The sequence below is a fragment of the Streptomyces sp. NPDC024555 genome (assembly GCF_055559335.1).
This window is the reverse complement of record NZ_JBVHKV010000017.1, coordinates 177,672-189,401: the sequence shown is the minus strand read 5'-3', so window position 1 is coordinate 189,401 and position 11,730 is coordinate 177,672. Positions and strand designations below refer to the sequence as shown.

Sequence of the window (11,730 nt, the reverse complement as noted above, 5' to 3'; positions counted from 1 at the left end):
CGGCCGCAACTAAAAAAAAAAAACACCCCCCCCCCCCCCCCCCCCCCCCCCCCCCGCCGGCCGCCCCCCCCCCCCCCGCGCGCCCCCCCCCCCCCCCCCGCGCCCCCCCCCCCCCCCCCCCCCCCCCCGCGACGTACGGACCATGCGAACCCCTTCCAGAGCAACGGGAACACGGACGCACCTCCGGCCCACCGTCGAGTACCCGGATCCGATCGGCGTGCTCCACGACACCGCTCGTTTTCTACCACCTGGTAGATTTCATGTCGTCGGGACGATAGCCCTGGAACCCCCCGAAGGAGAACCCCTCCGCACCGCAGCGGCAGAAAGCCGGCCCCGGGTGACCGACGCCCGGCCGGGGGCCCGTCGGGGACCCCGAGCCCGCCATGCAGACGACGACACCCCCACCGCAACCGGTCAGCCCACCGCCCGCTTCACCAGCAGGGCGATCCGCGCTTCGACCTCGTCCGTCACGCCGGTGAGCGCGAATCCGGCCGCCCACATGTCACCCTCGTCCAGCGCGGCCTGGTCGCTGAACCCGAGCGTCGCGTAACGGGCCTTGAACTTCTCCGCACTCTGGAAGAAGCAGACGACCTTCCCGTCCCGCGCATAGGCGGGCATCCCGTACCAGAGCTTCGGCGCGAGCGCCGGGGCCTCGGCGGTGATGACGGCGTGGACGCGTTCGGCCATGATCCGGTCCGCCTCCCCCATCTCGGCGATCCTGGCGAGCACGTCCCGTACGGCCTCCGCCGCCTTGTCCGCACGCGAGCCACGGCGCGCCGCCGTCCTCACCTCCTGGGCGCGGCTCTTCATCGCGGCCCGCTCCTCGGCCGTGAACTCCTCGCGTCCGCCGGTGGTGGTGGCGCTCATGGAATCTCCTTCCTGGGGATCCTGATGCCGGATCCCGGGCGCAAGAAGGCGGCGGCGCACCACCACCCTCTATCGGCACGCGGCGTGCCGATAGAGGGTGAATCTGGCAGGTGACCTCGGCATTGTCAACGGCACGCCCCGTGCCGTTAAGCTGAGCGCATGGCCACCACGCCCTCCGCACCCAGGCGCCGGGGCGCCGCACGCACCGAAGAGCTGCTGGAGGTGACCCTCGCTCTCGCCGCGGAGACCGGTTACGCGGGGCTGAACATCGAGGCCGTCGCCCGACGGGCCGGGGTCGGCAAGCACACCGTCTACCGACGCTGGCCCGCCATGCCGGCCCTGCTGCTCGACGCACTCAGCCGGGCATGGACCAACGACCTGGACTACCGGGACACGGGCGACGTCCGCGCGGATCTGCGCGAGCAGTTCCTCCGTTCGGCCCTCGCCCTGTCCAGCCCGCCGATCGGCCCCGTCTACCGCGCGCTCATCGCCGAGGCACAGTCCGACCCCGCCCTGCGAGCGACCCTGCACGAACGCTTCCTGACCACCGTCGAGCAGCGCACCCTCGACCGGATCACCCGCGCCCAGCACACCGGCGAACTCACCGCGGACGCCCCCCTGGAACACGCCGCCGAAATCCTCTGCGGCGCCCTGTACTACCGCAGCCTCCTCTCCACCCGCCCCGTCGACGAGGACGCGGTCGACGGACTGCTCGACATGTTCATGGCCGCATACGCGACCAACCACCGGACGGATCCACCCGGTTCAGCCCGCTGAACCCCAAGGAAGCATGGACGGGCCTCGGGACCGACGCCGCACACCACCACCGAACCCTGGCTCGAATCGGAAACCCAGAGCGGTGCGAGCTGGATGGCGAGAACGCGCGACTCTGGGCGTTTGGCGCCAGGTGTCGGCCTAGTCGTCAAGCCAGCCGGGGCTGACCATGCCGTATTCGTAGGCCATGACCACGACTTGGGATCTGTCCCGTGCGCCGAGTTTGGCCATGATGCGGCTCACGTGAGTCTTCGCGGTCAGTGGGGAGACCACCAGTTGTGCGGCGATTTCCGCGTTGGTGAAGCCGGAGGCGATCAGTCGCATGACTTCGCGTTCGCGGCTGGTCAGCGCGTCGAGGCGGTGATCGGGTTTGCGGGCGTGGACGGGGCGGTTGGCGAATTCGGCGATGAGGCGGCGGGTGATGGAGGGGCTGATGAGTGCATCGCCTTGCGCAGCGACGCGGACTGCGCGCAGGAGTTCGTCGGGTTCGGTGTCCTTGAGGAGGAAGCCTGCGGCGCCGGAGCGCAGCGCGCCGTACACGTACTCGTCGAGGTCGAACGTGGTCAGCATGACCACCTTCACCGCTGTCAGGTGCTGGTCGGCGGTGATGCGGCGGGCGGCTTCGAGTCCGTCCATGCCGGGCATGCGGATGTCCATCAGGACGACGTCGGGACGCAGTTCGCGGCAGGCGGTGAGGGCGGTGTGCCCGTCGGCGGCCTCGGCGACCACGTGCAGGTCGTCCTCGTCGTCGAGGATGCCGCGGATCCCCGCGCGTACGAGGCGCTGGTCATCCGCCAGCAGAATCCGGATCATCAGCTGCTCCGCCGATCGGCTCGTGGTGGTCTGGGAACGGTAGCCGGGCCCGGACGGTGAATCCGCCCGCGGGGCCGGTGGCGGCGCTCAGTGTTCCGCCCAGGGCATGTACGCGTTCCGTCATGCCGGCGAGGCCGCTGCCGTGCGGAGGACGGGCCGCGCCGTGACCGTCGTCGGTGACGCTGAGTGTCACTTCCCGCTCGCCTCGGTGGAGGCCGATGACGACGTGGCGGGCGCCGCTGTGCCGGACGGCGTTGGTCAGGGACTCCTGCACGATGCGGTACGCGGCGAGGTCCACTGCTGCGGGCAGCGGCGCCACGGTGCCGTGGCGCTCGATGCGCACGTCCAGGCCCGCCCGCTTCGCTGGAGAGATCAGCTCTCCGATCCGGGAGAGCCCCGGCGCGGGGGCGGTGGGAGCCGCTTCGTCGGCCTGCCGCAGCACGCCGAGTGTGGCGCGCAGTTCTTGCAGGCCGTCCTTGCTGCTCTGTTTGATGGCGGTCAGCGCCTCTTGTGCCAGGTCGGGGTTCTTCGGCATCCGGTGCAGGGCGGAGGATGCCTGTACGTGGATCATGGACATGGTGTGGCCGACGGCGTCGTGCAGTTCGCGGGCGATGCGCAGTCGTTCCTGGGTGGCGCGCAGTCTGCCGTGTTCTTCGGCGTAGGCGAGCCGGCCGTGGCGCATCGCGCCCAGCGCCAGTACCGCGATCAGCCAGCCGGTGAGCATGAAGACCGCTGTACCGGTGACGTCGCCGGTGCCGACGAGCGTGCTCGTCCCCACGCCGATGACCATGATCGCGGCCAGGGCGACCGACACCTGGATCCGCCCCTGTGCCGCCAGCGCGTACAGGGCGGCGATCGGGATGACGACGAGAGGGCCGTCGACCGTGCTCAGCAGGTGGTAGGCGCCGGTACCGAGCACGGTGAACCAGCCCACCGCCACCGGATGGCGGCGACGCAGCGGCAGCGCCGCGCACACCAGTACCGCCAGGAGCCAGGAGGCGATCAGGGAGGCGTTCGCGTGCCACTGCGCGCCGAGCCGCTGCCCTTCGGCCACCCCGCACAGCACGAGCACGATCCCGGCGAGTGCCAGGTCGGCGTGGCGCCCGGTGGGCAGGCGGAAGCGGGTGGCATCGAGGTGGATCACTGCTTCATTCTGCCCGGCCAGGGATACCGCACCGCGCCTTATGTGACGGTTTGAGGCGAGGGTGCGTGCCAGGGGTGTACGCGGTGGCCCGGGGTGTACATCCGCTGGAGTACATCGGTCGCGGCCGAGTGTCTGCCGTGGGCCGACGCCCGCATCCGGTGGGCGCCAGCAGGATCGAGGGCATGTCGTCGCCCCTTGCTCCCACCCGGATCAGTGCTGCCGTCGTCGGCGCACTGGTGGGTACCGCGGCCGGGATTCTGCTGATCACCGCCGCCGGAACCTTCTCGATCACGGTCGGCGGCGCGTTCGCCGGGCTCGCGCTCGGTGTCCCCGCGCTCGCCGGGGCGGTGGTGGGCGTGGCGACGGATCCAGGTAGCACTCGCTCGAATTCGAGGTAGGCCCATGTCCTCCCCCCGCGGCTCCACCGCGTCCCTCACCCCGCCCCCGTCCGATGCGTCGTCCGCGCCCGCCGGCCGGTTCGGCGCCCTGGCGGGCTGGGCGCAACGTCATCGCTGGGCCGCCCTTGCCCTGTGGGTGGCCGTCCTTGCTGTCATCACGCTGGGCTCCACCGCGGCCGGGTCCGCCTACAGGAACGACTTCACGCTGCCCGGAACCGACTCCCAGGCCGCCACCGACTTGTTCAAGGAGCACGGCAGCGACCAGGCGGGCGACAGCGTCGAGATCGTCTTCAAGAACGCCGCGGGCATCAAGAGCGCGAAAGCCCGCATCGAGCCGATGCTGGCCGAGGTGAAGGAGATGGCGGGCATCGCCGACGTGCGCAGCCCCTTCGCCGATGCCTCGGCGATCTCGAAGGACGGCACGATCGCCTACGCGTCCGTCACGCTCGACGGAAAGACCGAGGAGGTCCCCAAGGAGGACGTCGCCGAGGTCATCGACGTCGCCCGGCACATCGCCTCCGCCGACCTCCGGGTCGAGGTGGGCGGCGAGGCCGCGCGCAACGCGCAGGACCAGGATCCGCCGACCGCCGAACTCGCCGGGATCGTGGCCGCGCTGGTCATCCTGGTGCTGCTGTTCGGCTCGCTGCTCGCGGCCTCGCTGCCGCTGATCACTGCGCTGTTCGCGGTGGGCGGCGCCATCGGGCTGATCGCCCTGGCCTCGCACATCTTCACCGTCGCCGACTTCACCCCGCCCATCCTGATGCTCGTCGGGCTCGGTGTCGGCGTCGACTACGCCCTGCTGATCTTCTACCGGTACCGCCACGAACTCCTGGCCGGTGCGCAGCCCGCCGGAGCCGGCCTCAAGGCCCTCGACTCGGCGGGCCGCACGGTCTTCTTCGCCGGCTGCACGGTCATCGTCGCGCTCCTCGGTCTCGTCGCTCTCGGACTCGGCTCGCTGCAGGGCATCGCCCTCGCGGTGGCCATCACCGTGCTGATCACGATGGCCGCCTCACTGGTGCTGCTGCCCGCACTCCTCGCCCTGTTCGGCGGGCGCATCCAGCGCCATGTCCTGGGGCAGCAGGCCAAGGCCTCCGCGAAGGGCAAGACCGAGGGCAACCGCTGGCGCGCCATGGCCCGCGCCGTGCAGCGCCGCCCCGTACCGACCCTGCTGGCCGGCGTGATCGCCCTGCTGGCCCTGTCCGCACCGGCTCTCGGCATGCGCCTGGGCTTCGCCGATGCCGGCAACACCCCGAGGGACAGCACGTCGCGGCAAGCGTATGACCTGCTCGCCGAGGGCTTCGGCCCCGGCTTCAACGGTCCGCTCATCGTGCTGGTCAAGGGCGACCAGAGCGCGGGGAAAACCGTCCAGGCCAAGCTCGCCACCACCGACGGCGTTGCCGAGGCCGGTCCGGCGATGCTCTCCAAGGACGGCGCCCTGTCCACCGTCTTCGTCTACCCGACGACCTCCCCGCAGGCCGAGGGAACCGTGGACCTCGTCCACCACCTGCGCGACGACGTGGCCCCGCCCCTCGAACACGCCACCGGCGCCGAGGTACTGGTCGGCGGTGCCACGGCCGCCTCCCAGGACGTCTCCGAGACACTCTCCGACCGGCTGCCCCTGTTCGTCGCCGTGGTCGTCGGCATCTCCTCACTCCTGCTCCTGCTCGTCTTCCGGTCGGTCTGGATCCCCGTCAAGGCGGCGATCCTCAACCTGCTGTCCATCTCCGCCGCACTCGGGGTGATCACCCTCGTGTTCCAGCACGGCTGGTTCGGAGCACAGCCGGGTCCCATCGAGGCGTTCATTCCCGCGCTGATCTTCGCGATCGTCTTCGGACTCTCCATGGACTACGAGGTCTTCCTCGTCTCCCGAATCCACGAGGAATGGACGCGCACCAGGGATCCGGCCCAGTCCGTGCGGGAAGGGCTCGCGTCGACCGGCAAGGTCATCACCGCGGCCGCGGCCATCATGATGTTCGTCTTCGGAGCCTTCGTCCTCAGCCCGGACCGCATGCTCCAGCAGTTCGGTCTCGGCCTGGCCGTCGCGATCCTGCTCGACGCGGTGGTCATCCGATGCCTGATCGTCCCCGCGGTGATGCAGATGCTCGGCAAGCGGGCCTGGTGGCTGCCCGGATGGCTGGACCGAAAGCTGCCCAAGGTATCCATCGAGCATCCCGAACAGAACTGACCCGCGGCCCGGCACAGCCCGGTTATCCGCGCTCAAGCCTGTTGTCGAAGCCTCCTCGACGATTTGGGCGGCCAGCGGCTCGGCTTGTTGCGTGTCGTTCTCATGCGCGTCGCTGGAAGACGAGCAGGCACGGGGCGGGCGACGACGGGGTCGCGCCGGTCGCAGCACATGTCAGAAGGTGAGGACGACGCGCCCGCGCAGACCGCCGGCCTCCAGCAAGCGGTGCGCCTCGACGGCTTCCCCGGCCGGCAGGGCCTTGGCCACGCGCGCGACGAGCCGCCCCTCCTCCGCGAGCTGCTGGATGCGGACGAGCTTGGCGTGCTCGCGGGCGTAGTGCGGGACGAAGGTGTTCTGCGTGGCGATGCCGCGTTCACTCGTGTTCGCGCCGGCCATGGACGAGGACGCGGCCCGGCCTCCGTCGCGCACCGCACGGAGCGCCTGCCCGGCGATACCCGCGGTGTCGATCAGGCCGTCGACCCCGCCCGGTACTTCCTGCCGCACCAAATCCGAGAACTCGGCCCCGCGTGGCAGGACCACGTCGGCACCCAGGTCCTTGACCAGTCGCTCGTCCTTCGGCGCCGCATCCGCGATCACCCGGTACCCGTCCGCCTTGGCCAGCTGCACCGCGCAGCCGCCGACCGCGCCGGCGGCGCCGGTGACGGCGACGGTCGCGCCCTCGGGCAGATCCAGCAGGTCCAGCGCCATCCGGGCCGTCAGGCTGTTCATCGGGAGCGTCGCGGCCTCGGCGTCGCTCAAGCCCTCCGGTGTGCGCACGACGGACTCGGCGGGGACGACGATGTGCTCCGCGTAGGCGCCGTGTGTGCCGGAGACGACCACGACCGCCATCACGCGATCGCCGACCCGCAGGGGGGTGTCGGTTCCCTCGCCGATCTCCTCGACCACGCCGGCCGCGTCCATCCCGGGCACGTAGGGCGGCTCGATGCCGGACACGTGCGCGATACCCCTGCGTACCAGCGAGTCGACCGGGTTGACGGCCGCCGCGGTCACCCGGACGCGGATCTGCCCGGGTCCGGCCTCGGGCACCGGCAGGTCCAGCATCCGCAGCACCTCGGGCCCGCCGAACTCGGTCAGTCCTACGGCTTTCATGAATGACTCCACTCGTCGTGATCTTGGGCGTACATCTGAGTACGTTCCACTCGGCCACGTCCGATACAACCGATATCGGCCGGATGGAGGGAGTCCGCGCTGTGAGGGGTACCGGCAGGGCCCCCCACCCGCCGCGCGTGCTGCCTACGCTGGCGATATGGACCATCGGGATGAAGTCAGCACGTTCCTCCGATCCCGCCGCGACAAGATCACCCCCGAGCAGGCGGGACTGCCGGTGTACGGCCTGCGGCGGGTACCCGGACTGCGCCGCGGCGAGGTCGCGATGCTCGCCGGAGTGAGCGTCGAGTACTACACCCGTCTTGAGCGCGGCAACCTCAAGGGAGTCTCCGAGAGCGTCCTGGACGCCCTGGCCAGGGCCCTGCGCCTGGACGACACCGAGCGCATGCACCTGTACGACCTCGCCCGCACCGCCGGCCCCGCCCCGAGGGCGCAGGCGAAGCGCCGCGAGTCCCGCCCGGTCGTCCGGCCGAGCGTGACGCGGATCATCGAGGGCATGCCGCACCTGCCGGCCTTCGTGAAGAACGACCGCCTCGACACCCTCGCCACCAACGCGCTGGGCCGGGCTCTGTTCGCGCCGATGTACGCCGACCCCACCGCCGGCGCCAATAGTGCACGCTTCGCGTTCCTCAGCCCCGCCGCCCGGCAGTTCTACGCCGACTGGGAACGCGTCACCCACGAGTCCGTAGGCGTCCTGCGCGTCGCGGCCGGCAAGAACCCCTACGACAAGGAACTGTCGAACCTCATCGGCGAGCTGTGCACCCGCAGTGACGTCTTCCGTACGATGTGGGGCGCCCACGACGTCCATGTCTTCCGCGAGGGCACCAAGCGCCTGCGCCACCCGGTTGTCGGCGACCTGGAACTCGACCACGAGAGCATGCGGCTCGAAGGCGGACTCGGCGTCGTCGTCTACAGCGCGCGCCCGGACAGCGCCTCCGAGGACGCCCTCAGACTCCTCGCGAGCTGGTCCGCCACCGACGGCCAGGAGCAGGACACCGACATCTCGTCCACCGGCTGAACCGATCGCCTGTCCTCGCGGACGGGCTTTCGGGGTCGATCGGCAGGGCCTGTGGGCGTGGTTACCAGGCGTATGCCTCGGGGGCTTCGCCGCCGGGGCCGGGCCAGATCTCGTCGAGCTCGGCCAGTGTCTCGGCGGACAGGGTGATGTCCAGGGCGCGTCGGCTGGTGGCGAGCTGGTCGGCGGTGCGGGGGCCGATGACGGTGGCCGTCAGGACGGGGTTGTGCAGGAGCCAGGCCAGGGCGACGTCGGCGGGCTGTTCGCCGAGGTCGGCGCACAGCTTCTCGTACGCCTCCAGCTGCGGCCGGTACCGCTCGATGGTCTGCTGCATCCGCGGGGTGGTCCGGCGGCCGCCTTCGAGCTTCTTCAGGACGCCGCCCAGCAGGCCGCCGGCCAGGGGGCTCCACGGGATCAGGCCGATGCCGTAGTGCCGCAGGGCCGGGACGACTTCGAGTTCGATCGTGCGGGCGGTGAGGTTGTAGAGGCTCTGCTCGGAGACCAGGCCCATGAAGGTGCGGGCGGTGGCGGCGTTCTGGGCGGTGGCGATCTGCCAGCCGGCGAAGTTGCTGCTGCCGATGTACGTGACCTTGCCCTCGCGCACGAGCTGTTCCATCGCCTGCCAGATCTCCTCCCACGGAGTCGACCGGTCGATGTGGTGCATCTGGTAGAGGTCGATGTGGTCGGTCCGGAGCCGGCGCAGGCTGGCCTCGGCGGCCCGGCGGATCTTGTAGGCGGACAGGTACTTGTCGTTCGGTCCGGGGCCCATCGGCTGGTACAGCTTGGTCGCCAGCACGATCTTGTCGCGCCGGCCGCCGAGCTGGGCGAGCCAGCGGCCGATGATCTCCTCGGACAGGCCGAAGCCCTGCTCCATGTCGGGGGTCTGCGGGCCGCCGTAGACGTCTGCGGTGTCGAACAGGTTGATGCCCGCGTCCACCGCCGCGTCCATGATCCTGAAGCTTTCGGTTTCGTCGGTCGCGTCGCCGAAGTTCATGGTGCCCAGCGCGAGACGGCCGACCTTCAGGCCGCTGCGGCCGAGGTGCGTGTACTGCATGATCATCAGCCTTTCTTCAAAGGGGGTCGGGACGGATACGTACCCGTCGTGCGAGGAAGGGGCAGGTCAGAGGCTTGCCGTCACCCCGTCGAGCGGTTCGTTCCGGGCGATCTCACGTCCGGGTGTCCGGGTGCGGCGGTGGATCGTCACGGCGTAGACCACGGCCGCGAGGCCGGTGGCGGCGATGGCGACCAGACCGAGGGGTACGGCGGTGCCGGCGCCGCCGAGGCCGACGAGCGGCGCGGCGAGCCCGCCCAAGGCGAACTGGGCCAGGCCGAGGAGCGAGGAGGCCGTGCCGGCGATGTCGGGGTAGCCCGAAAGAGCCAGGGAGGTGGCCGGGGGCGTCGTCGTGGCCGCGCCGCTGACCAGGACGAACAGGGAGACGACCATCGCGGGCAGCGGGAGCGGGGCGAGCGCGGTGACCAGGACGCCGGCCGCACCGGCCAGGGACATCGTCAGGCCGATCGCCAGGGTGCCCTTCTCCGACCAGCGGCCGGACAGGCGGCCGGCGATGAAGCCGAAGGCCATGAACCCGAGGGAGTTGAGGCCGAAGGCGTAGGAGTAGCCCTGCGGGGACAGGCCGTAGATGCCCTGCAGGACATAGGTGGCGCCGCTGAGGTAGGCGAACAGCGCGGCGTAGACGAAGCCGATGACGAGGACGGCGCCGAGGAAGACCCGGTCGGACAGCAGGCGGCGGAAGTCGCGGCCGGTCTGACGGAACTCGCCGGTGGTCCGCTCCCGCGCGGGCAGGGTCTCGCGGAAGACGACCAGGACGGCGACGAGGATGGCCGCACCGGCGGCCGAGAGGAAGAGGAACAGGCCGCGCCAGTCGGTGACGGCGGCGAGCTGTCCGCCCAGGACCGGCCCGATGATCGCGGCGAGCCCGCCGATGACGGTCAGGCGGCTGTAGTACCGCACGAGCTTCGCGCCGGAGTACAGGTCGCGGCCCGCGGCCTGGGCGATCACGATGCCGACCGCGCCGGCGAGGCCCTGGAGGAACCGGGCCGCGACCAGCGTCTCCACGCTGGGGCTGAGGGCGCACAGCACGGCGGTGATGATGTACGCGGCGACGCCGATCAGCAGCGGGCGACGGCGGCCCAGCCGGTCCGACAGCGGCCCCGCGACGACCTGCCCGAGCGCGAGGCCGAGCAGGCAGGCCGTGACCGTCAGCTGCGCGGTCGACGTCGCCGCGCCCAGGTCTGCGGTCAGGGCGGGAAGGACCGGGAGGTACAGGTCCATCGAGATCGGCCCGAAGACGGTCAGCAGCGCCAGGACGACGGCCAGGGCACGGCCGGCCCGCCGCTCACGCGGCGCTTCGGTGATCTGGGGGGTGCTCACAGGGCTCCTATGCGATGAGGACGAGGAAGAGGGCTTCGGACGGCGGTCCGTGGGGCGCCGCCGGAACTCCACCGCTTCCAGGCAACCGCTTTTCGCCCAGGTCAGGGAGTTTCTGTGGAGGGATGTACCGGCAGTACATGCCAGGCGCAGCCGGTCCTGGTGTCCTGATGCGAGCTCCGGTCCTCTCGGGCACGGCCGTACCGGGGCCCGCGAGCGGTCAGGGTGTGTACGTGGGGCAGGTGAGGGTGGCGGTGTCGATGACGAAGCGGTGGTGGCGGTGGCCGAGGAGAAAACCGTTCGAGCTTGACGGCCACGTGGCCCGCCCGCCCGTGCCGACGACCGCGATCTTCTTGCCGGGGCCGGGGCCCCGGCGCCCCGGCGGCGCAGCGGGGCGTAGGGGGGGCGCAGGGGGTGATGCCCGCCCTGGGTGTGCGTGCCGTCGCCGTCGGGGCCGGCCTCGGCGAAGGTGCCGATGATGGTCGGGACCAGGGGACGGCCCGCGACGGGGGCGGCGTAGGCGTCCACGCGCAGGAGAGGGGTTCCTCGTTCGGGGCTGGTGGCGGCTGAACGGGGTGGTGTCAGCCGGCGGTGGGAGCGGCGGCGTACTCGGTGTCGGTGACGGGGGTCAGCCAGTGGACGACATCGTGGTCGACGTCGCCCTCGTTGATGGCGAGGTGGACCATCAGGCGGTCCGGGGCGGCTCCGTGCCAGTGCTCCTCACCGGCCTCGAACAGGACGCGGTCGCCGGGGCGGATGACCTCGACCGGTCCGCCGCGGCGCTGGCACAGGCCGACGCCCTCGGTGACGAAGACGGTCTGGCCGAGTGGGTGGCGGTGCCAGTGGGTGCGGGCCCCCGGCATGAAGTGCACCAGGTTGGCGGTGACCCGGGAGGGGGCAGGAGCCGCGGCGACGGCGTCGATGTAGACGTCGCCGGTGAACCAGTCGGCCGGGCCCTTGACGGTGGTGATCGAACTGCGGGTGATCTGCACGGCGGGATCCTTCGCGGGAGAACGGGTG

At 71.1% G+C, this 11,730-nt stretch carries 11 protein-coding genes; 4 read left to right on the top strand and 7 right to left on the bottom strand.

The genetic code is table 11. The features are described from left to right. Nucleotides 1–414: 414 nt before the first annotated feature. Entirely contained in the window at nt 415–867 is a 453-nt protein-coding gene (locus ACZ4FH_RS27795) for an iron chaperone (RefSeq protein WP_467308239.1), read from the bottom strand. A gap of 159 nt (nt 868–1,026) precedes the next feature. Between ACZ4FH_RS27795 and ACZ4FH_RS27790 the strand changes: the two genes are divergently transcribed. Next, nucleotides 1,027–1,644: a TetR/AcrR family transcriptional regulator gene (locus ACZ4FH_RS27790; protein WP_467308237.1), complete on the top strand. Its 618-nt coding sequence runs from the start codon at nt 1,027–1,029 to the stop codon at nt 1,642–1,644. A gap of 138 nt (nt 1,645–1,782) precedes the next feature. Here the strand turns inward: ACZ4FH_RS27790 and ACZ4FH_RS27785 are convergent, their stop codons facing one another. Then, nucleotides 1,783–2,454 carry a response regulator gene (locus ACZ4FH_RS27785; RefSeq protein WP_467308236.1) on the bottom strand — a complete coding sequence of 224 codons (672 nt, stop codon included), beginning with the start codon at nt 2,452–2,454 and terminating at the stop codon, nt 1,783–1,785. Further along, entirely contained in the window at nt 2,429–3,598 is a 1,170-nt protein-coding gene (locus ACZ4FH_RS27780) for a sensor histidine kinase (RefSeq protein ID WP_467308234.1), read from the bottom strand. Before ACZ4FH_RS27780 ends, ACZ4FH_RS27785 begins: the two co-directional genes overlap by 26 nt. Before the next feature lie 182 nt (nt 3,599–3,780). On the opposite strand from ACZ4FH_RS27780, the gene ACZ4FH_RS27775 reads away from it, so the two are divergent. Together ACZ4FH_RS27775 and ACZ4FH_RS27770 are read left to right on the top strand one after the other, a co-directional pair. Continuing rightward, complete coding sequence (locus tag ACZ4FH_RS27775; protein WP_467308233.1) at nt 3,781–3,996, top strand: hypothetical protein; 216 nt, start codon at nt 3,781–3,783, stop codon at nt 3,994–3,996. Between the two features lie 4 nt (nt 3,997–4,000). Beyond that, nucleotides 4,001–6,181 (top strand): MMPL family transporter, encoded by a 2,181-nt coding sequence (locus tag ACZ4FH_RS27770; protein WP_467308231.1) that lies wholly within the window; start codon nt 4,001–4,003, stop codon nt 6,179–6,181. Between the two features lie 171 nt (nt 6,182–6,352). Here the strand turns inward: ACZ4FH_RS27770 and ACZ4FH_RS27765 are convergent, their stop codons facing one another. Then, the gene (locus tag ACZ4FH_RS27765; RefSeq protein WP_467308229.1) at nt 6,353–7,288 is read right to left on the bottom strand and encodes an NADP-dependent oxidoreductase; all 936 of its coding nucleotides are present in this window, start codon (nt 7,286–7,288) and stop codon (nt 6,353–6,355) included. 157 nt (nt 7,289–7,445) lie between these two features. Here ACZ4FH_RS27765 and ACZ4FH_RS27760 point away from each other — a divergent pair, with 157 nt between their 5' ends. Beyond that, entirely contained in the window at nt 7,446–8,324 is an 879-nt protein-coding gene (locus ACZ4FH_RS27760; RefSeq protein WP_467308228.1) for a helix-turn-helix transcriptional regulator, read from the top strand. A 61-nt stretch (nt 8,325–8,385) separates the two neighbouring features. On the opposite strand, the gene ACZ4FH_RS27755 is transcribed toward ACZ4FH_RS27760, so the two are convergent. The 3 genes from ACZ4FH_RS27755 to ACZ4FH_RS27745 all read right to left on the bottom strand — a co-directional run bounded on the left by ACZ4FH_RS27755 (nt 8,386) and on the right by ACZ4FH_RS27745 (nt 11,702). Beyond that, nucleotides 8,386–9,375, bottom strand: a complete 990-nt coding sequence (locus ACZ4FH_RS27755; protein WP_467308227.1) for an aldo/keto reductase — start codon at nt 9,373–9,375, stop codon at nt 8,386–8,388. Nucleotides 9,376–9,441: 66 nt separating this feature from the next. Next, entirely contained in the window at nt 9,442–10,713 is a 1,272-nt protein-coding gene (locus tag ACZ4FH_RS27750) for a multidrug effflux MFS transporter (RefSeq protein ID WP_467308225.1), read from the bottom strand. Between the two features lie 578 nt (nt 10,714–11,291). Further along, complete coding sequence (locus tag ACZ4FH_RS27745; protein WP_467308224.1) at nt 11,292–11,702, bottom strand: (R)-mandelonitrile lyase; 411 nt, start codon at nt 11,700–11,702, stop codon at nt 11,292–11,294. Between the last annotated feature and the right edge of the window lie 28 nt (nt 11,703–11,730).